Here is a 26,234-nt window from a genome sequence, read left to right as displayed (position 1 = left end):
ACCGCCCCATCGGCCGTCGGCGCCTCAGACGAGGGCGTCATCGTCGCCTCCCAGCTCGGGAGCGGGCTCGGCCTTCGCCGGGTCGGCGAAGACCGGATGGTGCTCGGTGCTGGGCGGTCCCACGCGGAACTGCGCCATCATGTCGTGGTCCTCGTGCACGAGGTTGTGGCAGTGGATCATGTAACGCCCGGTGTGCGGGCCGAACTTGACCGCCACGCGCACCGTCTCGTTCTCACCGACGTACACCGTGTCCTTGCCGCCGAGCTCCCAGGGGTCGGGCGCCCTGCCGTTGCGGTCCAGCACCTTGAAGTCGACCAGGTGCACGTGGACCGGGTGCGACCAGCCGCCGGACGTGTTGACGAACTCCCAGACCTCGACGTCCCCGAGTCCCGGGTCGGCCCAGACGTACTCGTAGTCGGAGGCGACGACGTCGGCCCAGGTCTTGCCGTTGACGGTCCAGGTTCCGTTCTTGCGGATGAACTCGAACCTCCGGGTCTTCTTCGCCATCGCCGCGGTGAGGTCCATCGCGGGCGCGTTCGGGTTCAGCAGGTCCGGGATCGTGTTGCCCGACAGGTCGGTGGGGTCGCTGACGACGTCGAAGGCCATCACGTCACCAGTGGTGTCGAAGTCCTCGACGTTCGGCACGCGCAGGTTCTTCAGGACCACCCGCTGGCCGATCCTGTACTTGGCGAAGTCGATGACGACCTCGTACCGTTCGGCCATGCCGTGCCGGTAGCTGGTCGCCGAACGGGGCTGCGGCATCAGCCCGGCGTCCGTCCCGATGAAGACGAACGGGTCGCCGGTGCTGAGCGCGAACTTGAAGCCCCGCGAGATCGCGCAGTTCAGGATCCTGAAGCGGTACTTGCGCCGCTCGACCTTCATCACGGGCCAGGGCCGGCCGTTGACCAGGATCACATCACCGAAGATCCCGGAGTGCCCCTCGTCGTCGTACAGCAGCTGTCCGTCGCGGTCGAACATGGCGTCGCGGATGAGCAGCGGGACGTCGTACCGGCCCTTCGGGATGGGCAGCGACTGCTCCAGCTCGTCGTGCATCGTGTACATCGCGGCGAGGCCCATGTACGCGTTCTCGGCAGTGTGGTGGACGCCGTGGTCGTGGTACCAGAGCGTCCGGGCGTCCTGGAAGTTCGGGTACCGGTAGTCCTTGTACTGGCCGGGCCGTGTGATGTCGCTGGCGTAGCCGTCGTACTCCGGCAGCGATCCCGATCCGTGCAGGTGCACCGAGGTCCACGACTCGTACCGCAATCGGGGGTGCACCGAGGGGAGTTCGTTGATCTGCCGTACGACGGCCGGCCGGCCCCGCGTGGCCCGGATCGTCGGGCCGCCGAACGTCCCGTCGTACGACCAGGTCTCGGTCTTCATGCCGGGCAGGATCTCCGTCGCCGCGCTGCGCATGCTGATGGTGTAGTAGTCGGTGGTGCTCGACCGCTTGGTCGGAACCGCCTCGGGCGGCACCGTGAACGGCACGGTGAACGGCTTCGGGAACTTGCTGACCGCGATCCGGTCGGAAGCGGTCTTGGCGCGCGCGACGCGTTCGAGCGGCAGCGCCAGGGCCGCCGACGCGAGGACGCCGAACTTCATCACATCACGTCTGGACAGCGCGTTTTCCTGCATGTGCGTGCTCACCCCCATGGTGGGCCGCCGAAGCGGCGCTCGGGCCCTGCTCTCCCCCTGGAGTCGCGGATGCCCGTGTTCTTTTCTCGGTGCTGGTCGGTGCTGGTCTGTACTGATCGGTGCTGGTCGTACGCGGTGGGTCATGTACGGCGCCGCACATGACCCGCCGGCAGCGCGATGCCCGTGCGGGTGGACGGGCCGTACACCGGTCGTGTTCCTCGGCCGCGGGGCCCGCGATGCTCCTGAACGCACCGCTGAGGAGAGGCGACCGGGCGGGAAGGCAAGGAGCGGGCAGCCGGTGGAGGGGGGCCACCGGCTGCCCGGAGGAAACAGGACGGCCGGTGAACCGGGGGCTCCCACGGCTGCCCTGTCCTGGTCGGCTCCCCGGCCGCGGGGTTCGTCTGAGGGAACGAACCCCGCCTGACGGGGCACCGGCCGGCCGGCGCTGTTGCGAGAATCCCGCCGTCCGCCGCCGGGCAGGCGGGACCTCCGCGACAGGCCCTAGCCGTTCGGCACGGTCACCGGTCCCAGGGTTCCGCCCTTGTCGGACGAGATGTGGACGGGGGACGGGTTACTCGTCGCGGCACCGCCGGTCCTCAGGCGCAGGCTCCAGGCCCCGTTGACCGTGCCCGCCGCGGCCGACTGCACGATCACGCCGGTGGCGAAGACGGGACCGGTCGGCGACCCGGAGCGGAACGTCAGCGCCGCGCCGGGGACGGACCCGGTGCCGTCGAGCCTGAGGTCTCCGGACTTCCACTTGGCGAGGGTGATCGCGATCTTGTCGACCGCGGGCACCTTCGGGGTGACGTCGGCCGGCGTCGACGCCGCGCCCCTGCCCACCGCGTTCACGGCGACGACCGTCACGGTGTACTTCGTGTCGTTCGTCAGCCCGGTGAGGAGCAGGCTGGACGCGCTGGGCCCGGCCGTGACCGTGACCGGCGACCCCGAGGCGGGCGTCGCGGTGATCTCGTAGCCCGTGAGGGGCGACGTGCCCGGGTCCTCGGGCGCCGTCCAGCGGACCGTCGCGCTCGCGTTGGAGCCCTGGAGGGTGACCCCCTGCGGGGCGCTCGGCGCCCTGGTCGACCCGAACGTGTACTTCTCCGTCCTGGCCTGTGAGGCGTTGCCGGCCGGGTCAAAGGCCACGTACCGCAGGGTCTTCGGCCCGTCGGACGCCGTCAGCTCGATCGGCCCGGTGTACAGCGTGGCCGCAGGCCCGGCGGTGCCCGCCTCCAGCGGGTCGGAGCCGTCGAGCGTGTAGTAGATCTCCGAGCCGGTCTCGTCGGCGCTGAGGGTGACCTGCGTGTCGTCCGTGTAGAAGCCGCCGGCCGGCTTCGCGGTCACGGTCGGCGGCGTGGTGTCGCCCGACGGGGTGTTGCCCTGCAGCGCGGGCGGCCAGGACTCGCCGGTCTCGCTGAACGACCTGACCTCGACGCGCTTGCCCTTGACGGAGCCCGGCAGAGTGGCCGAGGTCGCGTCCGGATCGTTGACGCGGACGCCGACCTCGCTCTGCACGCTGTTCCTGCTGAGCTGGTCGACGGCTCGCACGGTGTATCCGAGGACCGGCGCGGCGCCGGGGACGGGCTTCGGCGGGGTCCAGCTCACGGACGTCGAGTCGCCCTGGTCGTGCACCTCGACGTCGGTCGGCGAGGCCGGCCCCTGCTGCGACGGACCGGGCGGGCAGCCGCCCATCCCGGGCCCGCCCACCTCGCCGAACTCCGAGATCGTCACGCCCTGGGTGTTGCCGTCGGAGTCCTGGTCCTGCCAGCTCGTCGCCATGTACATACCGCCGGCGGCGGTGGCGGCCGTGTCCGCGTCGAGGAACTCGTAGGTCGCGGTGAACTCGCCGTCGGCCACCTGCAGCCCGGAGGCGTAGCCGCCCTTCGGCGCGTTCGTGAGCGGGCCGGGCGCCGCCCGCACGTCGCGCCGTGCCACCACGGTGTCGCGCAGCGCCGGTTCGACGATCCGCTGTTCCAGGAACGTCGGATCGACCTGGGGCCCGAGCCGCCCCTGGATCACCAGGGTGGTCGGCGTGGTCAGGGTGCCGCCGGTGACACCGAGATCGAGGGTCGTGGCGTCGGCGGCCACGGTGCCGCCGAACTTGACCGACACCACGTCCCCGGCCCGGATGTCCGGGGTCACCTGGGGGCCGCCGCCCGCGCCCCAGCACAGGCCGCCCGGGTGATTGATCTCGATGGCCGGGTTGCCCGCCGCGATCGAGGCCGCCGCGGCCATCGCGCCGGTGGCCGAGCCGACGACGCCGACGCCGGGGCGCCGCACCTCGACGGTCACCTGCTCGCCCGCGTGCTCGGAGAATCCGTCGATGGAGACGAAGTCCCGGTCCGGGAAGATCGTGATGTTGTCCGGGAAGACCGGAACGGCTGCTTGGGCGGTGACAGGCGCCATCGAGGCGCTGATCACCATGCCGGAGATGACGAGGCCGGCGGTACGCTTTCTTCTGCCCCCGCCCCGCGCGAACTTGCTCATGACGACGTTCCCCTCTGTGGCGACACACGGACCGACCGGCGCCGGGCGGTCGGCTGCGACGAGCGGGTTCCAAGGTCCCCGATTCCCGTACACCGCGGCAGCCTCGTCTTGGGCACCCCCCTATCCCCAATCTGGAGGGGTCGCCCCTTCCCACGGCGTGCCGCGGGGCGACGCGAGCGGATGGTCCGGGACCAGAAGGCGGGGCAACCGCACACGTTGAAGCCCCGCCACGGGACGGCCGGGCCTTCGGAGTGCTCGAGGCGCCGCGTGCCACGCCGCTTGGCACGCCTTGCGCCCGGGGTGGAAACCCCTTGCCCGACCGCCGGACGGGCAACACACAGTGGACCGACAGCACCGAGGCATGCCGGATGCAGCCCCGCTCCAAGGACCTTGCGGCACTGCGCACCTTCACAGCCCAGCACGCCGCCGCTCACGCGAAGGCGGCCCGACCGCGCCCGCATCCCGACGCGGTCTGCCACCGCCGCGCCCACAAGTGCGCCTCGCACCCGGACCGGGCTTGATTCACTTCGGCGGACATCCAGGATCAGGGGTCGGGTCCCGGAAGGATGTCCACCATGGAGGGCATGGGGAGGAAGAAGCCGCGTCCTCGCCGCTCGCTCACGCCGGAGCTCAAGGCAGAGACCGTCGAGCCGTGCCGAGGCGGCGACCGCTCCATCGGCCGGCGTGTCGAAGCCGAGCGTTCCGCGAGGACGGCTGTTCGGTTTCAGCGCGATGGCGTCGAGGTCGTCCTGGGACAGGTGCCCCATGCTGGTGTCTTCGGGCAGGTACTGACGGAGCAGGCGATCGGTGTTCTCGTTCGTGCCGCACTGCCACGGGTTGCGCGGGTCGGCGAAGTGCACGTCAGAACCGGTGGCAGCGGTCATCTCCTGGTGACCGGCGAGCTCCGTCCCGCGCTCCCACGTCAGGGTCTTGCGGAGCATGGTGGGCAGGCTGCGTGGCTTCTCGGACAACCGCGCGGTAACGGTGGTTGCGTCTCGGCCGTCGATCCGGACCGGAACTCGTGAAGCGGGTGGAACGTTCGACGACCGTGGCGATCCGAGTCGGACTGGAGACCGCGTCCTTGGTCTGCGGACGCCACGGCCCGATACCGTGTCCTCGGTTCCCCAGCCGTCCCACAAGGCCCGGACTCCCTCCCGGGTCCGGCCACGACCGGGAGGGCTCGGCCGACCGGCCGTGACCGCCCCTCAGGAGAGGGCGCGGAGCCGGATCGAGGGCCTGGGGACGGCACCGTGGCGTTCCGGGCCGGCTCCCGGCGTCAGTCCGGGTCCGTCGTGGAGATCACCACCATCTTGGTCACCGTGCCGTCGTCGCCGACCACGTCGCGCACGTGTCGGGTGCCCAGGCGGCGGCACAGTGCCAGGCTGGCGGTGTTGTCGGCGCCGACCATGCCGTAGACCTCCTTCAGGCCCAGGTTGTCGGCGGCGTGGCGGAGCAGGCCGCGGATCGCTTCGGTGCCCAGGCCCCGGCCCCAGTACCCGGGGGCGAGGGCGGTGATCAGTTCGTGGCCGTCGACGTTGCCGGTCTTCTTCACCTCCGCGTGGCCGACGTAGACCTCCTCGCACCACAGCCCCCACACGTCGAACCTGCGCTGCGGGTAGACCTCGGTGAGGACGGCGCGGAACAGCGTGCGGAGGTCGGCTTCCGGCACGCGTTCCTGGCCCATCCAGCGGCAGACCTCCTCGTCGCGCAGCAGGGCCACGAAGACGTCCTCGTCCTCGGGGCGGTAGGGCCGGAACGTGAGTCGTTCGGTGTGCAGGACCGGTGTCATGACGGCTCCTCGGGACGGACGGGCGGGCGGGGCCGAGGCCGGGGTGCGGTGGTGGGACGCACCCCGGCCTGTGCTTCGTGGCTGCGCGGGACGCGTCAGGCTTCGGCGTTCTCCATGCGCTCCCGCAGGCTGCGCGGGCGCATGTCGGTCCAGACCTCGTCGACGTAGGCGGAGCACTCCGCCTCGGTGCCCTCCTTGCCGACGGGCTGCCAGCCGGCGGGCACCTCGACGTCCACGGGCCACAGCGAGTACTGCTCCTCGTCGTTGCGCAGCACCTGGTAGCGGGTGTTCTCGTCCATGTCTGTCGGTCTCGCTCTCTCGGGTCGGACGGGTGGGTGGCGACGGGCTGCTGGTGCGGTGGCGGGCGGTGGGGCGCGGGCCGGGGGGCGGGGCGTCACCGGTTGTTCCGGGCGTAGTGGGCGATGTGGCGCAGGGCCTCGGCGAAGTCGTCCGCGACACGTCGCACGGTGTCCGTGGCGTGGAGGGCGGGCCGGTGGTGCCAGGTGAAGAACAGCCGGCCGCCCTGCACCGCGCCGACGACCTCCAGCGGGTGGGAGCCGCTGTCGCGCGGGTCGTGGTGGCGTCCGAACGACCCGTGCTCGGCGCGCACCAGGCCGTCGCCGGAGTGCTCCGGGCGGGCGTCCCACTGGCCCAGGTAGTTGAAGACGACCTGTCCGTGCGCGGCCCGTCCGAGCCGCTGACGCACCTCGGGCGGGCCGAAGGTGCGCAGCGCACCGAAGCCCAGGCCGTTGCCGGGCACGGCGCGCAGCTGGCGGCGCACCGACTTCACCAGGGTCCGCCAGTCCCGGGCGGGGCCGAGGTCGGCGGGTTCGGGCACCTGGAGGGCGACGGGGTGGACGGTGGTGAACCAGCCGACCGTGCGGGAGAGGTCCACGTCGTCGAGGACGTCCTCGCGGCCGTGCCCCTCCAGGTCCAGGCGGACCTCCTCGCGGCCGGTCCAGCGGGCCAGGGCCAGGGCGAGGGCGGCGAGCAGCACGTCGTTGACGCGGGTGCGGTAGGCGGTCGGCGCGGCGCGCAGCAGTGCCTCGGTGTCCGCCTCGTCCAGTTCGACGGTGAGCGTGTCGACGACGCCCGTCTCCGGCCCGGTCGATGCCTCGGCCGGCAGGGGCTCGGCGTTCACCGCCCTTTCCCAGTAGGGCAGTTCGCCGTCGAGGGCTCCGGCCGCGACGTGCGCGGCGAGGCTTCGGGCCCACTCGCGGAAGGAGGTGGTGCGTTCGCCCAGCGCGACGGTCCCGCCCTGGACGGCCTGCCGGTGGGCGGCCTCCAGGTCGTCGCGCAGGATGCGCCAGGACACGGCGTCCACCACCAGGTGATGGGCGACCAGGAGGAGGAAGGCGGGCCGGCCGGCGTCCCCGGTGAACAGGGCCGCCCGCAGCAGCGGGCCGCGCGCCAGGTCGAATCCGGTGTGCAGGTCGTCGGCGGCCTTCTCCATCGCCGCGTCGGCCTCGGCGGAGGTCAGCCCGCTCAGGTCGTGGCGGTTCAGGAGCCGGTCGCGGTCGGTGTCGGACGGCGGCGGGTTGAACTGGCGCCAGCCGTCCTGGTCCTCGGTGAAGCGCATGCGCAGGGCGTCGTGGTGGTCGAGCAGGGCGTTCAGGGCCGTTTCCAGGGCGGCGGCGTCCGGGGCGGTGCCGAGCTCCAGCATCAGCGACTGGTTGAAGTGGCTGTGACCGGCGCGCGGGCTGGTCAGGAACCACTCCTGGATGGGGGTGAGCGGCACGTCTCCGCTCACCGGACCGTCCCCGGAGTGCTGGGGCGCGTCGGTGACGACGGTGGCCAGCTCGGCGACCGTCTGGTGGGTGAACAGGTCGCGGGTGGCCAGGTGCAGTCCGTCCCGCCGCAGCCGTGACACGACCTGCATGCTGAGGATGGAGTCGCCGCCGAGGTGGAAGAAGTTGTCGTGCGCTCCCACGTCCGCCACGCCGAGGACGTCGGCCCAGATGCGGGCGATACGGCGTTCGGTCTCGGTGCGCGGTGCCGTGGGCGGCCCGGCGGCGGTGTGCGTGGGTCCGGGTTCGGGCAGGGCGCCGCGGTCGGTCTTGCCGTTCGGGGTGAGCGGCAGGCGCTCCAGCGGGACGAACGCCGACGGGACCATGTGTGGCGGGAGCAGCCCGGCGAGGTGGTCGCGCAGCTCCGGCACCGGCAGCTCCTCCGTGGTTCCCTCGGCGGGCACGATGTAGGCCACGAGCCGTCCGCCGGACCGGCCGTCCGGGTCGGTCCCGCCACCGCGTACGGTGACCACCGCCTCGCGCACCCGCGGGCTGCGGCGCAGCGCGCTCTCGATCTCTCCGGGCTCGATGCGGAAGCCGCGCAGCTTCACCTGGTCGTCGGCGCGTCCGGCGAAGCGCAGTTCGCCGGACGCGTCCCAGCGGGCCAGGTCACCGGTGCGGTACATCCGCTCCCCCGGCGCGCCGAACGGGTCGGCGAGGAAACGCGAGGCGGTCAGGCCGGGCCGGTGCAGATAGCCGCGGGCCAGTCCGGGTCCGGCCACGTACAGTTCGCCGGTGACGCCGGGCGGGACGGGGCGCAGCGCGGCGTCGAGGACGTGGACGCGGGTGGCGCCGGCCGGGCGGCCGATCGGCGGGGCGCCCGTGCCCGGGGCGAGGGGGCCGGTCCAGGTGGCGACGACGGTGGCCTCGGTCGGGCCGTACGAGTTGATCATGCGTCGGCCGGGGGCCCACCGTTCGACGAGGTGGGCCGGGCACGCCTCGGCGCCCACGATGAGGGTGCGCAGGTGCGGCAGGGCGTCGGAGGTCTCGGGGGCGACCGTGGCCAGGGCGGCGGGCGGGATCAGCGTGTGACTGATGCGCCGCTCGGCGAGGACCTGGGCGAGCCGCTCGCCGACGAGTGGGCCTTCCTCCCCGGTGACGAGGGTGGCTCCGCCGAGCAGGGACACGCACAGCTCCAGCACCGAGGCGTCGAAGCTGGGCGAGGCGAACTGCAGGACCCGGTCGCCGGGGCCCGCGTCGTAGCGGTCGGCGGCGGCCGCGGCGAAGGCGGCCAGGCCGCTGTGGGTCACCGTCACGCCCTTGGGTGTGCCGCTGGAACCGGACGTGTAGATCACGTACGCCGGGTGGGCGACGGTCAGCGCGGCCGTGCGGTCGGCGTCCGTGGGCGCGGTCTCCGGCCCGTCCGCGTCCCGTACGGTGGCGGGGTCGTCCAGGACGAGCCAGGCGTCCGCGTCGCGCAGCATGAACTCCCGCCGCTGCTCGGGGTAGTCCGGGTCGACGGGCAGGAAGGCACCGCCGGCCTTGGCCACGGCGAGCTGGGCCACCACCGTCTCCGCGCTGCGGGGCAGGGCCAGCGCCACGACCCGCTCGGGCCCCACACCCCGGGCGATGAGCCGGTGCGCCAGCCGGTTGGCGGCGCGCTCGACCTGCGCGTACGTCAGCTCGCGGCCGTCGGCGTCGGCCAGGGCCACGGCGTCGGGCGTGCGGGCGGCCTGCTGTTCGAACAGCTCCGGCAGCGTCGCCGCCGGTACCGGGCGGGCGGTGCCGCGTCCCTGGTCGAGGACGGCCTCGAGTGTCTCGCCGGTGGCGAGGGGCAGGGCGCCCAGGGGCCGGTCGGGGTCGTCGGCTACGGCGGTCAGGAGCGTGCCGAGCTGGTCGGCCATCCGTTCGGCGGTGGCCGCGTCGAACAGGTCGGTGTTGTAGGTGAGCAGGCCGTGCAGTTCTCCGGCGGGGGTCTCGGCGAACTCCAGGGTGAGGTCGAACGCCGCGTGCCGCAGGTCCGTGTCGACGCCGGCGACCTCGATGCCGGGCAGGTCGAGGTCGGCGGCCGGGGCGTTCTGCAGCACCACCATGACCTGGAACAGGGGGGTGCGGCTGGTGTCCCGGACCGGCTGCACCTCGTCCACCACCCGCTCGAACGGCGCCTCCTGGTGGGCGAAGGCGTCCAGTACGGTCCCGCGTACCTCGGTGAGGAACTCGGGGAAGGGACGGTCGGGTTCGACGCGCGAGCGCAGGACGAGGGTGTTGACGAAGAACCCGACGAGGTCCTGGGTCTCGGCCCGGTCGCGGCCTGAGGCGACCGTGCCGACGGTGATGTCCCGGCCGCCGGTCAGGCGGGCCAGATAGGTCTGCGCGGCGGCGACCAGCGTGGCGAACAGGGTGGCCTGCCGGTCCCGGCCCACCTGGACGAGGCGGCGGGTCACACCGCGCGGCAGGGCGAGGCGCGCGGTGGCGCCGTCGTGGGTGCGCACCGCCGGGCGCGGCCGGTCGGTGGGCAGGTCCAGCGTTTCCAGACCGGCCAGGTGCTCCTTCCAGTACGTGAGGTGTTCGTCCGTGCCGCTGCCGCGCTGCCAGTGGGCGTAGTCGGAGTAACTCACCGGCAGCTGCGGCAGCGGCTTGGCGGCCGCGCCCAGTTCGGCCCGGTAGAAGTGAGCGAGGTCGCCGGTGAGCACTCCGGTGGACCAGCCGTCGGTGACGATGTGGTGCAGGGTCAGCGTCAGGACGTGCTCGTCGTCCGAGAGCCTGATCAGCCCCGCGTGCAGCAGCGGACCGCGCCGCAGGTCGAACGTGCGGGCACGCTCGGCCTCCAGCAGCTCCTCCAACCGGGCCGCCCGGTCGGTCCCGGCCGTTCCCGACAGGTCGTGCAGCGGCAGCGGCACGTCCGGCGCCGGGTGGACGATCTGCACGCCGTGGCCGTCCACCGCGTCGAAGGTGGTGCGCAGTGCCTCGTGCCGCTCCACCAGGGCGCGCAGGGCCGCGGTGAGAGCGGGCACCTCGAGCCTGCCGCGCAGGCGCAGGGCCAGCGCGGTGACGTACTCGCCGCTGCCCGGCGCGAACTCCTCCAGGAACCAAAGGCGTTGCTGGGCGTACGACATCGGGGCGGGCGTGTCGCGGGGGGCCGGGACGATCGCGGTGGGCGCGGCGTCGCCGGACGGCTCCGCGGTGAGCAGGGCGGCGAGGGCGGCGGGGGTGGGGTGGGTGAACACCGCGCGCGGTGACAGGTCGGTGCCGAACGCCTCGGACAGGCGGGCGGCCAGCCGGATGCTGAGGATGGAGTCGCCGCCCAGCTGGAAGAAGTCGTCCTCCACGCCGGGTTGTTGCACGGAGAGGATTTCCGCGAAGACGTCGGCGGTGCGCCGCTCGGCGTCGGTGCGCGGCGCGGTCGGCGCGTCCTGCCGGTCTCCGCCGGCGCTCTCCGGCGCCGGAAGCGCGGCCCGGTCGACCTTGCCGTTTCCGCTGAGCGGCAGCGCGGGCAGGGCGACGAACACCGAGGGGACGAGGTAGTCGGGGAGCAAGCGCCGGGCGGACTCCCTTACGGCCGTGAGGTCTTCGGGGCCGACCACGTAGGCCACCAGGCGCCGGCTGCCGGGCCGGTCCTCGTGGGCCACGACCGCCACGTCCGCGACGCCGGGATGCGCCGCGAGGGCCGCCTCCACCTCGCCGGGTTCGACGCGGAAGCCGCGGATCTTCACCTGGTCGTCGGCGCGGCCCAGGAACTCGACCGTGCCGTCGGGGCGGCGGCGGGCCAGGTCGCCGGTGCGGTACATGCGCGTGCCGGGCGGGCCGGCGGGGTCGGCGAGGAAGCGGGCGGCGGTGTCGCCGGGACGGCCCAGGTAACCACGTGCCACGCCCTCGCCGGCGAGGTACAGCTCGCCGGCGCAGCCCGGCGGTACGGGCCGCAGACGGCCGTCGAGGACGTGGACCCGCATGTCGTCGAGCGGGTGGCCGATGGGCACGGCGTGGGGGACGGCCGTCGCGTCGGTGAGCGCGAAGGACGTCGCGAACGTCGTCGTCTCGGTGGGGCCGTAGCCGTCCACGACGGTCAGGCCGGGGCAGGCGGACAGCACGCGGCGTACGGCCGCGGCGGGCACCACGTCGCCGCCGGTCCACACCTGGCGCAGACCGGCGAAGCAGCCCGGCGCGTCCTGCGCCAGCAGCCGGAAGAGGCCGGCGGTCAGCCACAGCGCGCTCAGGCCGCCGTCGCGGACCAGGTGCCGCAGCAGTGCCGCGTCCATGGGCCGAGGCGGTGCCACGACCACGCAACCGCCGGTGAGCAGGGGCGCCCACACCTCGAAGGTGGCGGCGTCGAAGGCCACCGGGGAGTGCAGCGGCACCCGGTCGCACACCCCTCCGGCGAAGCGGCTGTCGGTGGCGAGGGCGGCCACGTCGCGGTGCCGTACCGCGACCGCCTTGGGCTCGCCGGTCGACCCGGAGGTGAACATCACGTACGCCAGCCGGTCGGCGTCCGCGGGAACGGCCGCGGGCGCGCCCGGCACGGGGGTGCGTGCGGCGACGACGTCCGCGGCGGTCAGTTCGGCCGTCACACCCGCCCGCTCGATCAGCGTGCGGCGCCGCTCCTCGGGGGCACGGGCGTCCACCGGTACGTAGGCGCCGCCCGCCTTGAGGACGGCGAGCTGGGCGACGACGAGTTCGGCACAGCGGTCCATCAGCAGCGCCACCCGGCCCTCCGCCCGCAGGCCGTCGGCGAGGAGCCGGGACGCCACGGCGTCGGACCAGTCGTCGAGGCGGCGGTACGTCAGCTCCGTGTCGCCGTCGCGCAGGGCGGGCGCGTCGGGGGTGCGGCGGGCCTGCTCGGCGAACAGCTCGATGGGGCTGCGCGGCGCCGTCCGCCGGGCGGTGGTGTTCCACCGCTCCAGCAGGGCGCGGTCGTCCTCGGTCAGCAGCTCGAGGCCGGTCACCTCCGCGTCGGCCTCGATGCCGTCGGCGAGGGCGGTCAGGACGACCACGAGCCCGGCCGCGAGGCGTTCGGCCGTGTGCGCGTCGAACAGGCCGGCGTCGTAGGCGAGGTCGATGCCGAGCCGGTCACCGAGGTGGGCGCGCAGGCACAGCGGGAAGGTCGGCGCGTCCTCGGCCCGTACCTCCTCGACGTGCACGCCGGTCCGGGCCGTGGCGGACTCGTCGACGGGGTAGTTCTCGAACACCACCATGCTGTCGAACAGCGCCTCGCCCGCCGGGACCTCGCTCAGCGCCTGGATGCGGGGCAGCGCGAGGAAGTCGAAGCGCCGGGCGTCGCTCTGCCGCTCCTGCACGCCCCGCAGCCAGGACGCCACTCCCCCGTCCGTGACGCGGATCCGGGTGGGCACGGTGTTGATGAACATGCCGATCATCGCCTCCACACCCGGCAGTTCGGCCGGACGCCCGGAGACGGTCGTGCCGAACACGACGTCGTCGCGTCCGCCGTGGCGGGCCAGCAGCAGCGCCCAGGCGCCCTCGATCACGGTGTTCACCGTCAGCCCGGCCCGTGCCGCCGTCTCCCGCAGCCGCGTCGAGACCCGCTCGTCCAGCTCCCGGTGCACCGTGGAGGCGGCGCGGGCGCGGTGTGCCTCGGCCGGTGTGCGGTCGTACGGCAGCGGGGTGCGGGCCGGGAAGCCGGCGAGGGCGCCGGCCCAGTACGCCTCGGCCGCGGGCTCGGCCTGGTCGCGCAGCCAGCGCAGGAAGTCGGAGAACGGGCGCCTCACCGGTGCGGGGGCTTCGCGGCCGCCGGTGAGCGCGGCGTAGCGCTCGCACACCTCGGTGAGCAGCTGCCCGGTGCTCCAGCCGTCCAGGATCAGGTGGTGGGAGGACCACAGCAGCAGGACCTCGTCGCCGGGCAACGCGGCCAGGGTGATGCGGGTGAGGGGGGCGGCGGTGAGGTCCATGCCCGCCGTGCGGTCGGCGGCCAGCAGTTCCTCGGTCTCCCCCTCTCGTTGCCCGGGCGTCAGGTGCCGCCAGTCCAGGTGGGTGACGGGCAGCTCCACGCGGTGGTGGACGACCTGGACCGGGTGCGGCAGGCCCTGCCAGTGGACGCTGGTGCGCAGGGCCTCGGTGCGGTCGGCGACCTGCTGCCACGCGACGGCGAAGGCCTGCGGGTCGGCCACCCCGGACAGCCGTACGGCCGTCCGGTCGAAGTAGGCGCCCGCCGTGTCCACCAGGCCGTGGAAGAGCATCCCGGTCTGCAGGGGCGTCAGCGGCAGGACGTCCGCCACGTGCCGGCCGTCGCCCACCAGTCGGTCCAGCTCGCTCTGGCCGAGACCGGCGAGCGGGAAGTCCGACGGGGTGCGGCCGCCCGCGTCCGGGCGCGTGCAGTGGGCCGCGATGTCGCGCAGCGCCGCGCACATCTCGTCGGCGAGCCCGCGGACGGTGGCCTCGTCGTAGACGGCCGGTGGATAGGTCCAGCCGAGCTCGAGCCTGCCGTCCTGGACCACGCCCGTGATGTCCAGCAGGTAGGGGCGGGGGGCGTCGGGGTCGGTGTCGGAGCCGGCCGGGGGCAGGGCGGCGCCGTAGAGGCCGCTCCTGTCGCCGTCGGCGTCCCACCGGCCGTGGTAGTTGAAGCCGACCTGCGGCACGGGAGCGCCGGTCAGCGGGCTGTCGGGCAGCAGGTGGCGCAGCGCGCCGTGGCTCAGACCGTGCAGGGGCACCGCGCGCAGTTGCTCCTTCACCGAGCGCAGGGTGTCGTGCCAGCCGGCGTCGGGGGCGACCCTCAGCGCGAGGGGGAACTCGGCGGTGAACCAGCCGACCGTCCGGGAGAGGTCCACGTCGTCGAAGAGGTCCTCGCGGCCGTGGCCCTCCACACCGACCAGCACGGTGTCGCGCCCGCACCAGCGGGCCAGAGTGCGGCCGAGGGCGCTGAGCAGGACGTCGTTGACCTGGGTGCGGTAGACCTCCGGGACCCGGCGCAGCAGGGCCTCGGTCGTCTCCGGCTCCAGCAGCACGGTGACCGTGGCGGCGGTGCCGTGGGTGTTGGGGCCGGGCCTGCCCGCGGGCAGGCCGGCGGGGGCCGCCGCGGTGCGCTCCCAGTGGGCGAGGTCGCCGTCCAGGGCGCCGGAACGGGTGTGTGCCTGGAGCCGGGCCGCCCAGTGCCCGTACGCGGTGGTGGCCGGGGGCAGGTCGACGGGCCGTCCGTCCGCGGCCGAGCGGTGGGCGGTCTCCAGGTCGGCCAGCAGGATCCGCCAGGAGACGCCGTCGACGACCAGGTGGTGGACGGTGAACAGGAGGTGCGCGGGCAGTTCCGGGCCGCGGTCGAAGAGCAGGACGCGCACCACCCGGCCCTCGGTCGGGTCGAGGGACGCCCGGGCCGCGTCCGCCGCGCGCCGCACCTCGGCCTCCAGCGCGGGGCCGTCCAGGCCGGTCACGTCGTGGTGGGTGAGGATGCCGTCCGGGACGTCCGGCAGGACTTCCTGGCGCCAGCCGTCCTCGGTGCGGCGGAAGCGGGTGCGCAGGGCCGGATGGTGGCGGACGAGGGCGTCAACGGCGGGGCGCAGGGCGGACCGGTCGGTTCCGGGGGTCAGTTCGAGGTGCTGCGACATGGTGAAGCGCAGCGGGTCGTCGGGACGGCGGCCGTCGAGGTACCAGCGCTGGATGGGCGTGAGCGGTGCCTCGGCGGGCGGGGCCGTGTCCGCCGCCGCGGGGACCGCCCCGGTGACGCGGAGGGCGAGTTCGGCGACGGTCTGGTGACGGAAGACGTCCTTGGTGGTCAGCGCCAGTCCGGCCCGGCGGGCCCGGGAGACGATCTGGATGCTGAGGATGGAGTCGCCGCCGAGCGCGAAGAAGTTGTCCCGCGCGCCCACCCGTTCCACCCGCAGGACGTCCGCCCAGATCGCTGCCAGCGTCTCCTCGGTGCCGGGGCGCGGTGCCACGTACGTCGTGGCGGGGTCCGGTTGCGCGGGCGGGGCGGGCAGGGCGCGCCGGTCGGTCTTGCCGCTGCTGGTGCGCGGTATCCGCGCCAGCGGGACGAACGCCGTCGGCACCATGTGGTCCGGCAGGGTGCGCCGGAGCGCGAGGCGCAGTTCGTCGGCGGTCGGGACGGCGTCCTGGGCGGGCACCAGGTGGGCCACGAGCATGAGCCGGCCCGCGTGTTCGCGTGCCGTCACGACGGCCTCGGACACGTCCGGGTGGGCGAGCAGCGCGGCCTCGACCTCGCCGGGTTCGACACGGAACCCGCGGATCTTGATCTGCTCGTCGGCGCGGCCCAGGAACTCCAGCAGCCCACGTCCGTCCCAGCGGGCGCGGTCGCCGGTGCGGTACATCCGCTCCCCGGGCGCGCCGAACGGGTCGGCGAGGAAACGCGACGCGGTCAGGCCGGGGCGGCCCAGGTAGCCGCGGGCCACCTGTGCGCCGGCGAGGTACAGCTCGCCGGGCACGCCGGGCGGCACCGGGCGCAGGGCGCCGTCGAGGACGTAGGCGCGCAGGTTGCGGCCGGGGCGCCCGATGACCGGTCGGTCCGGGTGTTCGGCGCAGCGCCCGTACGTGGCGTCGACGGTGCACTCGGTGGGCCCGTACATGTTGTACGCGGTGACGCCGAGGTCGGCGGCGGCGCACAGCTCCCGCCAGGTGTCGGGGCCTGTCGCCTCACCGCCGACCAGCAGGACGCGCGGGTGGTGGCGGCCGGGTGCGAGGAGTCCGGCGGCGGTGAGTTCGCGCAGGAAGGACGGGGTGACGTTCACCAGGTCCAGGCGGCGTTCGGTGACCTGGGCGCAGAACGCGTCCGGGTCCAGGCGCACGTCCTCGTCGACGAGGTGGACCTCCTGCCCGAGGGCGAGCAGCAGCGGCCCCTCCCAGGAGGTGTCGAAGGAGAACGAGGCACTCAGCGCGGCGCGCAGCCGGCGCCCGTCCGCGGTGTGCGGTGCGACGAGCCCTTCGCGGTGGTCGTGGCAGAGGTTGACCAGGTGGCGGTGTTCGACGACGACGCCCTTGGGGCGGCCGGTGGAGCCGGAGGTGTAGACGATGTAGGCGGCGTGGTCCGGGCGCAGCGGGGCCGGGCGGTCGCGGTCGGTGGGGTCGTGGGCGGGCAGCCGGTCCCACGGCACCTCGCGCAGTGTGTCGGCGGTCAGCACGGTGTGCGGGGCCGCGTCCGCGAGGAGGTGGGCGACGCGTTCCTCGGGCAGGTCGGGGTCGAGGCAGAGGAGGGCGCCGCCCGCCTTGACGACGGCGAGCACCGCCACCAGCAGGTCGGAGGTGCGCGGCAGCCGTACGGCGACCACCCGCTCGGGGGCGACGCCCCGGGCCACGAGGTGGTGGGCGAGCCGGTTGGCGCGCTCGTTGAGGGCGGCGAAGTCGAGCGTGGCGTCCCGTGCCACCAGGGCGGTGACGTGCGGGGTGCGGGCGGCCTGCTCCTCGAACAGGGCGGGGAAAGTGGTCCCCGGAACCGCGCGCCGCGGCCCCTGCCAGTCGTGGAGGACCCGGCGCCGCTCGGCCGCGGTCATCAGCTCCAGCGCCCGCACGTCCTGGTCGGGGTCCTGCGCCGCGGCCTCCAGCAGCAGCCGCAGACGGGCGGCCAGGCGCCGGACGGTGTCCTCGTCGAACAGGCCGGTGTCGTACTCCAGGTGGCCGGTGACGCCGCCGTCGTCCTCCACGAAGTCGAAGGCCAGGTCGAACGTGGCGTGCCGGACCGGCGGCATGACCGGCTCGACGTCCAGGTCCAGGAGCGCGGGAGCCTCGGCGCCCAGGTTGTGCAGGGCGACCATGACCTGGAACAGGGGGGTGCGACTGGTGTCCCGCTCGGGCTGGAGGGCGTCCACCAGCCGCTCGAAGGGCACGTCCTGGTGGGCGAACGCCTCCAGGACGGTGCCGCGCACCTGCTTCAGCAGCGCGCGGAACGACGTGCCGGGGCGCACCCGGTTGCGCAGCACCAGCGTGTTCACGAACATGCCGACCACGTCGTGCAGTTCGGGGCGCTCACGGCCCGCGGTGACGGTGCCGACGGCGAAGTCGTCCTGGTCGGCCCAGCGGGACAGCAGGGCCGTGCAGGCGGTCAGCAGCGTCATGTACAGGGTGGCGTCGGCCTCCCGGCCCCGCTCGCGCAGCCGGTCGGTCAGCTCGGCGGGCAGGGTGAAGGTCACCAGCGCGCCGTCCCGGGTCCGTACGGCGGGACGCGGCCGGTCGGTCGGCAGCTCCAGCGGGGGCACTGCGTCCAGCGTCTCGCGCCAGTGGGCGAGTTGGTGCTCGACGCGGTCGGCGCGGGCGCGCTGCCAGGCGGCGTGGTCGGCGTACCGGACGGGCAGCGCGGGCAGCCGGGGGCGGCGGCCCTCGTGTGCCGCCGCGTACAGCTCGCCCAGGTCCCGGCCGAGGACGCCGAGCGACCAGCCGTCGGTGACGATGTGGTGGACGGCGAGTACGAGAACGTGCTCGCCGGCGGCCAGGCGGGCCAGCCGGGCGCGCAGCAGCGGCCCGGCCGCCAGGTCGAAGGGCGTGGCGGCCTCGCGCTCCAGCAGCGCGTCCAGCGCCGCCCGCGCGTCCGGGGCCGTGGTGAGGTCGTCCACGGGCAGGTCGACCCGGTACGACGGGTTCACCGACTGCCGTGCCTGCCCGTCCTGTTCGGTGAACGTGGTGCGCAGCGCCTCGTGCCGGGCGACCAGGCCGTCCAGCGCGGTGCGCAGGGCGCTTGCGTCGAGCGGTCCGCGCATGCGGAGCACGGACAGCGTCGTGTACTCGGTGCTGCCGGGCTCGAACCGGTCGAGGAACCACAGGCGTTGCTGGGCGTACGACAGCGGCGCCGGGGTCTGCGGGGCGGTCGCCGGTATCGCGTCGGCCTGCGGGGCGGACGCGTCGTCGGCCGGTTCGCCGAGCTCGGCGGCCAGGGCGGCCACCGTGGGACGGGTGAACAGCGTCCTCGGGGAGACCTCGGGACCGAACGCGGCGCGCAGCCGGGCGGTGACGCGGACGGCGAGGATGGAGTCGCCGCCGAGCGCGAAGAAGTCGTCGCCGGCGTTCACCTCCTCGACTCCCAGCACGTCCGTCCAGGCGGCGGCGACCAGCCGTTCGGCGGGCGTGCGCGGCGGTGTCCGGTCGGTGCCGGTGGCGTAGCCGTCCGGTCCCGGCGCGGGCAGCGCGCGCCGGTCGAGCTTGCCGTTGACGGTGAGCGGCAGCGCGTCCATCGGCACATGGGCGGCGGGCACCATGTGGGCGGGCAGCAGGCGCTCCAGGTGGGCGCGCAGCTCGGCCGCCGCGGGGGCCTCGCCGCCGGAGCCGACGACGTGCGCCACGAGCCGGCGGGTGCCGGAGGCGTCCTCGAACACGCCGACCGCGGCCTCGGCGACGCCGGGGTGGGTGTGCAGGGCCGCCTCGATCTCGCCGGGTTCGATGCGGTAGCCGCGGATCTTCACCTGGGCGTCCGCGCGGCCCAGGTATTCCAGGGTGCCGTCGGCCCGCCACTTCGCCCGGTCGCCCGTGCGGTACATGCGGCTGCCGGCCTGCCCGAAGGGGTCGGCGAGGAAGCGGGCGGCGGTGAGGCCGGGGCGGCCCAGGTAGCCGCGGGCCAGGCCCTCGCCCGCCACGAAGAGTTCGCCGATGGCGCCGGGCGGCACGGGCGCCAGGTCCGCGTCGAGCACGTACACCCGCAGGTCCTCGATGGCCGTGCCGATGGAGCCGACGGGGCCGTCCGCGTCGGTGGCGGGGTCGAGCGGGGCGTGGGTCACGTGCACCGTGGTCTCGGTGATGCCGTACATGTTGACCAGCCGCGGGGCACAGGCCGGGTGGCGCGTCCACCAGGCGGCGAGCCGGCCGACGTCCAGGGCTTCGCCGCCGAAGATCACCGTGCGCAGCGCGAGGCGGGCGCCGGTTTCGGGGTGTTCGGCGTCCGCGCGGATCAGCGGGTAGAACGCGGACGGCGTCTGGTTGAGGACGGTGACCTGCTCGTCCGCCAGCAGGCGCAGGAAGTCCTCCGGGGAGCGGGCGGTCTCGTCGGGCACGACCACGAGCCGGCCGCCGTGCAGCAGCGGGCCCCACAGCTCCCACACGGAGAAGTCGAACGCGTAGGAGTGGAACATCGTCCACACGTCGTCCGCGCCGAAGCCGAACCAGTGGCTCGTGCGGGTGAACAGCCGCACCACGTTGGCGTGCGGGATCACCACGCCCTTGGGGCGGCCGGTGGAGCCGGAGGTGTAGATGGCGTAGGCGGGGCTCTCCGGCAGCGGGCGGCGGGCCGGGGCGGGACCGGTGACCGGGCGGCGGGCGAGGTCGGCCTCGACGTCCGGGTCGTCGAGGAGGAGGACGGGCACGTCGGTGCCGTCGGCCCGTGCCGCCGTGCCGGTCGTGGTCACCAGCGTCACCGGGGCGGCGTCGGCGAGGAGGTGGCCGATGCGTTCGGCGGGCGAGGCCGGGTCGATCGGCAGGTAGGCCGCGCCGGTCTTCAGCACGGCGAGGATCGCGACGACCTGGTCGCAGGAGCGGGGCAGGGCGAGGGCGACGAACCGCTCGGGCGCGGCACCGAGTTCGGCGAGCCGGTGGGCGAGCCGGCCGGCGCGGGCGTCGAGCGTCGCGTAGTCCAGACGCTCGGCTCCGCAGGTGACGGCGACGGCGCCGGGCGTGCGGGCGGCCTGCGCCTCGAACAGGTCCACCAGGGTCTGAGCGGGGCGGCCCCGTTCGGTGCCGTTCCAGTCGGTGAGCATCCGCCGCCGTTCCCCGGCCGTCGGCCGGGCCAGGGTGCGCAGCGGCCGGTCGGGGCCGTCGGCCAGCTCCGTGAGCAGCAGGCACAGCCGGTCGGCGAGCGAGCGGACGGTCGCCGCGTCGAACAGGGCGGGATCGTAGGCGAGGTCGAAGCCGAGGCGTTCGCCGTGGTGGGCGCGCAGGACGAGCGGGTAGTTGGTGGCGTCGCGGGAGGTCACCTCGGCCAGGCGCACCCCGGAGCCGGCCGTGCGGGCCTCGTCGAAGGGGTAGTTCTCGAAGGCGACCATGCTGTGGAAGAGCGGGCTGCCGGACGGCACGTCGCTCAGCTGGGTCAGCTCGGCCAGCGACACGGCCGCGAACCGCCTCGACTCGGCCTGGGCGTCCTGCAGTTCCCGCAGCCACGCGCCGGCCGTGCGCCCGGCCTCGACGCGTATTCGGGTGGGCACGGTGTTGATGAACATGCCCACCATCGACTCGACGCCGGGCAGGTCCTCGGGCCGGCCGGAGACGGTGGTGCCGAACACCACGTCGTCCTCGGCGGCGTACCGGGCCAGCAGCAGCGCCCAGGCGCCCTGCACGACCGTGTTGAGGGTGAGTCCGGCGTCGCGTGCGGTGCGCACCAGCCGGGCCGACGTCCCGTCGTCCAGGCCGGCCGTGTGCACGTCCGCGGAGCGGGCCAGGTGGACCTCGCGCAGGGGGCGGTCGGCGGGCAGCGGGGTGGGGGTGGTGAAGCCGGCGAGGACCTCCTGCCAGTGCGCGCGGGCGGCGTCGGGGTCCTGCTCGGCGAGCAGACGCACGTAGTCCCCGAAGGGACGTCGTACCGGCGGCCGGGACTCGGCGCCGGCGGTGAGTGCCGCGTACTCCTCGCACACCTCGGTCAGCACCTGGGCCAGGCTCCAGCCGTCCAGGATCAGGTGGTGGGAGGTCCACAGCAGGCGCAGTCGCGCGTCGGGCAGCCGGACCAGGGTCAGCCGCATCAGCGGCGCGGCGGCGAGGTCGATGCCGCGGGCCAGGTCGTCCGCCCGCAGCCGGGTGAGGCGCTCGGCCCGCTCCGGCTCGTCCAGGTCGCGCCAGTCGAGGTGGGTCACCGGCACCCGCACGTCCCGGTGGACGACCTGGAGGGGCACCGGGACGTCCTCCCAGACCACGCGGGTGCGCAGGGCGGGCGTCCGCTCGGCGACGCGCTGCCAGGCCGCGGCGAAGGCGTGCGGGTCGGCGACGCCGTCCAGCAGGAGCGCCGCCTGGTCGACATAGACGTCCTCGGGGCCGCCGACCAGCCGGTGGAAGAGCATGCCCTCCTGCAGCGGGGTCAGCGGCAGTACGTCCTCCACGTCCCGCCCGTCGCCGACCAGCCGGTCCAGGCGGTCCTGGTCGAGGCGGGCCAGCGGGAAGTCGGACGGGGTGCGGCCGCCCGCGTCGGGGCGGGCGCAGTGATCGGCGATGGCGGCGAGCGCGCGGGTCATGCCGTCGGCGAGGGTGCGGACGGTGCCCTCGTCGTGCACCTGGTCGCTGTAGTGCCAGGTGATCTCCAGTTCGCCGCCGGCGACCACGGCGGAGATGTCCAGCAGGTGGGCCGGCGGCTCGTCGGCGGCGATGTCACGGCCGGGCGCCTCGTCCGCCGGGGCGAAGTCCCGCCCGTCGCCGGCCTCCCACTGGCCGTGGTAGTTGAAGCAGACCTGCGGCAGCGGCAGGTCCCGCAGGGCGCGGGCGGCCGGGTCGGGCGAGCCGAGGCGGGCCAGGGCCTCGTAGCCGAGGCCGTGCCGGGGAACGGCCCGCAGGCGCTCCTTCACCGTCTTGAGGGTGGTGCCCCAGTCGGGCGCGTCGGACGGTCCGGCGGGCGCCAGGGTGACGGGGTACTGGGCGGTGAACCAGCCCACCGTGCGGGACAGGTCCAGCGTGTCGTCCTCGCGGCCGTGGCCCTCCAGGGCGACGGTCACCCGCTCGGTGCCCGTCCAGTCGGCGAGGACCCGGCTCAGCGCGCTGAGCAGCACGTCGTTGACCTGCGTGCGGTAGACGGCGGGCACCTGGCGCAGGAGGGCCCCGGTGGTGGCGCGGTCCACGCGGGTGCGGAGGGTGCGGACCGAGCCGGCGAGCGGGGTGCCGTGGCGGTCCACGGGCAGCGGGGTACGGGGTTCGGCGGCCTCCGCCGTCCAGTGCGGCAGGTCGGCGTCGAGGTCACCGGCGCGTACCCGACGGGAGAGGTGCGCGGCCCAGTCGGCGAACGGCGTGGAGACGGGCTCCAGTTGGGGCGGATCGCCCTGGGCCGCCTGCCGGTAGGCCTGTGCGAGGTCGGCGAGGAGGATGCGCCAGGAGACGCTGTCCACCGCCAAGTGGTGGACGGTGAGGAAGAGTTGGGGACGCTCGCCGGGGCAGGACAGCAGGGCGGCGCGCAGCAGGGTGCCGGTTTCCGGGTCGAGGGCGGCGCGGGCGGCCTCGGCGGCCTCTTCGCGGGCGGCCGTCGCGTCGGCGGCGCGGGAGAGGTCGTGGCGGGTGAGCAGGCCGGTGGCCGGGCCGTCGCCGGGGTGCTGGCGCCAGGTGTCCCCCGAGCGGGCGAAGCGGGTGCGCAGCGCGGGGTGGTGGGCGACCAGTGCCTCCAGGGCGCGCTCCAGGCACCGCTCGTCCAGGTCGTGCGGCAGGTCCAGCAGCATCGACATGCTGAAGTGCCGCAGCGGGCCGTGCGTGGCGAAGAACCACTCCTGGACCGGCGTCAGCGGCGCCGGGCCCTCCTCGCGCGGCCACCGGGGCGCGGGCACGTCGGCGGTGCGCGGGGACGCGGCGGCGAGGTCGGCGACGGTCTGGTGGCGGAAGACGTCCCGCGAGGTCAGGTGCAGGCCCGCCGCGCGGGCGCGGGAGACTGCCTGGATGCTGAGGATGGAGTCGCCGCCCAGCTCGAAGAAGTTGTCCGTCACGCCGACCCGGCGCACGCCCAGCACCTCGGCCCAGATGCGGGCGAGGGTCTCCTCCTGCGGGGTGCGCGGGGCGACGAACTCCTTGTCGCGTTCGCCGCCGTCGAGGTCGGGGGCGGGCAGGGCACGCCGGTCGACCTTGCCGCTGACGGTCATCGGCAGGGCGTCGAGCACGGTGAAGGAGGACGGCACCATGTGGTCGGGCAGCACGCGCCGGCAGGCCGCCCTCATGTCGGCCGCGGTGAGCCGCGCATCGCGGCTCACCGCGGGGACGAGGTAGGCGGCGAGCCGGGTGTGGCCGTGCGGGTCGGTGACGGCGACGACCGCGGCGGCGGCGACCTCGGGCCGCTCCGTCAGGGCCGCCTCGACCTCGCCGGGCTCGATGCGGTGGCCGCGCACCTTGACCTGGTCGTCGGCCCGCCCCAGGTGGTCCAGGCGTCCGTCGGCGGTCCAGCGGGCCAGGTCACCGGTGCGGTACATGCGGGCGCCGGGCGGTCCGAACGGGTCGGGCAGGAACCGTGCGGCGGTGAGCCCCGGCCGGCCCGCGTAGCCGCGGGCCAGTTGCACGCCGGCCAGGTACAGCTCGCCGCCGACTCCGGGCGGCACGGGCCGCAGCCGGTCGTCGAGGACGTAGGCGCGCACATTGGCGAGTGGCCTGCCGACGGTCGGACGGCCGTCGCCCTCGATGCGGCAGGCCAGGGCGTCGACCGTGCACTCGGTGGGCCCGTAGAAGTTGTACGCGGCCACGTCCCGCCGCTCGGCCAGCTCCCGCCACAGGCCGGGCCCGACGGCCTCGCCGCCGAGCATCAGCACCCGGGGGTGGTGGCGCGGGTCGGTGAGCAGTCCGGCGGGCAGCAGTTGGCGCAGGTGGGTGGGGGTCAGGTCGAGGAAGTCGATGCGGTGCTCGACGACGTACTCGACCAGCGCGGCGGCGTCCAGCCGGGTCGTCTCGTCGACCAGGTGCAGCGGGTGGCCGTCGGCCATCAGCAGCACGCCCTCCAGTGAGGTGTCGAAGGAGAACGACGCCGTCAGCGCCACCCGCAGCGGCCCGCCGCCCGCCTCGGCGACGAAGCCCTCGCGATGGCCCGCCAGGAGGTTCGCCAGGGACCGGTGCGCCACGGCCACGCCCTTGGGGCGGCCGGTGGAGCCGGAGGTGTGGATGAGGTACGCGCTGGTGTCGGGGTGCGGCGGGGCGAGCCGGCCGGGGGCGGTGTCGGAGGCCGTGTCGGGGACTTCCCGCAGCGCGGCTTCGTCCAGGACGAGCGCCGGCCGCGCGTCGTCCAGCAGGAACCGCACCCGGTCCTTCGGCAGCGCGGGATCCAGGGGCAGATAGCCGGCGCCGGCCTTCCAGACGGCGAGGATCGCCACGATCATGTCGGCGGTGCGCGGCAGTCTGAGGGCGACCAGCCGCTCGGGTCCCGCGCCGCGTGCGGTCAGGTGACGGGCCAGACGGTCGGCTCGCGCGTCGAGCGTCGCGTAGTCCAGGCGTACGTCCCCCGCGACCAGGGCGGTGGCGTGCGGGGTGCGGGCGGCCTGCCGCGCGAACAGCTCGGGCACGGTCTCCTCGGGCACGGGCCGCGCGGTCGCGTTCCAGTCCCGCGTCACCTGCCGCGTCTGCCGGGGCGAGAGCAGGGGCAGGGCACCGAGCGGCCGGTCCGGTTCGGCGACGGCTCCGTCCAGCGTGCGCAGCAGCTGGTCCGCCATGCGCTCGGCGGTGGCCGCGTCGAACAGGTCGGTGCGGTACTCCAGCAGGCCGGTCAGCCCGTCCCCGTCCGGGACGAACTCCACGCTCAGGTCGAACGTGGCGGCCTGCCGGGGCACGGCGACCGGGGCGGTGGCCAGGCCGTGCGGGTCGGGTGCGGCGGGCGGCGCGGGGTGCAGCAGGACCATCACGTCGAACAGGGGGTTGCGGCCCGCCTCCCGGGTCGCGCCGACGGCCTCCACCAGCCGCTCGAACGGCGTGTCGCCGTGCGCGAAGGCGCCGTTGACGGTGTCCGCGGCAGCGGCGAGCAGATCGCGGAAGGAGTCGCCGGTCTCGACGCGGGTGCGCAGCACGACGGTGTTGACGAAGAACCCGACGGCCCGTTCCAGGTCGGTGCGCCCGCGTCCGGGGGTCAACGAGCCGACGGTGATGTCGTCCTGCCCGGACCAGCGGGCCAGCAGGGCCTGGCAGGCGGCGACCAGGGCGGTGAACAGCGTGGTGTGCTGCTCGGCCGCGAGGTGCTTCAGCCGGGCCGCGGTGGCCGCGGGCACGGTGAAGGTGTGCACCGCGCCCGCGCCGGACTCCTCGCCGCGGCGCGGCCGGTCCAGCGGCAGCTCGGGCGCCACCGTCCCGGACAACTTCTCCTTCCAGTAGTCCAGTTGACGCTCCAACCGGGTCCCGGACAGCTGCTCGCGCTGCCAGACGGCGAAGTCCGGGTACTGCGTGGCCACCGGCGGCAGCGCGGGCCGGGCGCCCCGGGCGAGGGCGTCGTAGGCGGCGCACAGCTCCTCCAGCAGCACGCCCATCGACCAGCCGTCGGTGACGATGTGATGGGCCGTCAGCAGCAGGACGTGCGCGTCGTGCGACTCCCGCAGCAGCAGGGCGCGCAGCAGCGGCCCGGTCCGCAGGTCGAAGGGGCGCTCGTACTCGGCCTGCAGCAGCGCGTCCAGGTCCGCCGGCCCGTCGCCGGGAGCCGTCAGGTCCCGGACGGGCAGCGGGAGCGGCCCGGCGGGGTGCACGGTCTGCGCGGGTGTGCCGTCGGTCTCCTGGAACGTGGTGCGCAGCGCCTCGTGCCGCCCCACCGCGTGCTCCAGCGCGCCGGACAGGGCGGTGTGGTCGAGGGTTCCGGTCAGGCGCAGCGCGACCGCGCTGTTGTAGCGCGGGTCGCCGGGGCGCAGCCGGTCCAGGAACCACAGGCGCTGCTGGGCGAAGGACAGGGGCAGCGGCCGGCTGCGGTCCGCCTGCCCGATGGTCTGCCGGGCGGCGCCGGGGGTTCCGGCGGCCCGTCCGGCGAGCCGGCGGCGGAGCACTTCCTGGAGGTCCTGCGGCAGGGCCTCGGCGCGGTTTCGCTTCGAAGACGTCATGGTCGT

6 protein-coding genes and 1 pseudogene are annotated in these 26,234 nt (G+C 74.6%); 1 reads left to right on the top strand and 6 read right to left on the bottom strand.

What is annotated here, in order from left to right; all coding sequences use genetic code 11:
- Positions 1 to 24: 24 nt before the first annotated feature.
- Entirely contained in the window at positions 25 to 1,413 is a 1,389-nt protein-coding gene (locus tag DIZ27_RS10915) for a multicopper oxidase family protein (RefSeq protein ID WP_375231955.1), read from the bottom strand.
- A gap of 720 nt (positions 1,414 to 2,133) precedes the next feature.
- Positions 2,134 to 4,116, bottom strand: coding sequence for a fibronectin type III domain-containing protein (locus tag DIZ27_RS10910; RefSeq protein ID WP_109378149.1), 1,983 nt, complete (start codon positions 4,114 to 4,116; stop codon positions 2,134 to 2,136).
- Between the two features lie 311 nt (positions 4,117 to 4,427).
- On the opposite strand from DIZ27_RS10910, the gene DIZ27_RS46975 reads away from it, so the two are divergent.
- On the top strand, positions 4,428 to 4,637 hold the full coding sequence (locus DIZ27_RS46975) for a hypothetical protein (protein ID WP_258308328.1): 210 nt from the start codon (positions 4,428 to 4,430) through the stop codon (positions 4,635 to 4,637).
- A 243-nt stretch (positions 4,638 to 4,880) separates the two neighbouring features.
- Here the strand turns inward: DIZ27_RS46975 and DIZ27_RS48710 are convergent.
- From DIZ27_RS48710 to DIZ27_RS10890, 4 genes and pseudogenes are all read right to left on the bottom strand, one after another.
- Positions 4,881 to 5,087, bottom strand: a pseudogene (locus tag DIZ27_RS48710) (transposase); the annotation flags it as partial.
- Between the two features lie 305 nt (positions 5,088 to 5,392).
- Positions 5,393 to 5,905 carry a GNAT family N-acetyltransferase gene (locus tag DIZ27_RS10900; RefSeq protein ID WP_109378147.1) on the bottom strand — a complete coding sequence of 171 codons (513 nt, stop codon included), beginning with the start codon at positions 5,903 to 5,905 and terminating at the stop codon, positions 5,393 to 5,395.
- Between the two features lie 95 nt (positions 5,906 to 6,000).
- On the bottom strand, positions 6,001 to 6,204 hold the full coding sequence (locus DIZ27_RS10895) for an MbtH family NRPS accessory protein (RefSeq protein WP_042166983.1): 204 nt from the start codon (positions 6,202 to 6,204) through the stop codon (positions 6,001 to 6,003).
- Between the two features lie 95 nt (positions 6,205 to 6,299).
- Complete coding sequence (locus DIZ27_RS10890) at positions 6,300 to 26,228, bottom strand: non-ribosomal peptide synthase/polyketide synthase (protein WP_109378146.1); 19,929 nt, start codon at positions 26,226 to 26,228, stop codon at positions 6,300 to 6,302.
- Between the last annotated feature and the right edge of the window lie 6 nt (positions 26,229 to 26,234).

It is taken from the genome of Streptomyces sp. NWU339 (assembly GCF_003143855.1).
In the GTDB taxonomy this organism is placed as follows: Bacteria; Actinomycetota; Actinomycetes; order Streptomycetales; family Streptomycetaceae; genus Streptomyces.
Note: the sequence above shows the minus strand (reverse complement) of the source record. Positions and strands in the feature narration are given on the sequence as shown.

Bases quoted from the DNA above. Each gene is read 5' to 3' on its own strand.
- DIZ27_RS10915 (WP_375231955.1), bottom strand. From the start codon at position 1,413: ATGCGCAGCGCGGCGACGGAGATCCTGCCCGGCATGAAGACCGAGACC.
- DIZ27_RS10910 (WP_109378149.1), bottom strand. From the start codon at position 4,116: ATGAGCAAGTTCGCGCGGGGCGGGGGCAGAAGAAAGCGTACCGCCGGC.
- DIZ27_RS10900 (WP_109378147.1), bottom strand. From the start codon at position 5,905: ATGACACCGGTCCTGCACACCGAACGACTCACGTTCCGGCCCTACCGC.
- DIZ27_RS10895 (WP_042166983.1), bottom strand. From the start codon at position 6,204: ATGGACGAGAACACCCGCTACCAGGTGCTGCGCAACGACGAGGAGCAG.
- DIZ27_RS10890 (WP_109378146.1), bottom strand. From the start codon at position 26,228: ATGACGTCTTCGAAGCGAAACCGCGCCGAGGCCCTGCCGCAGGACCTC.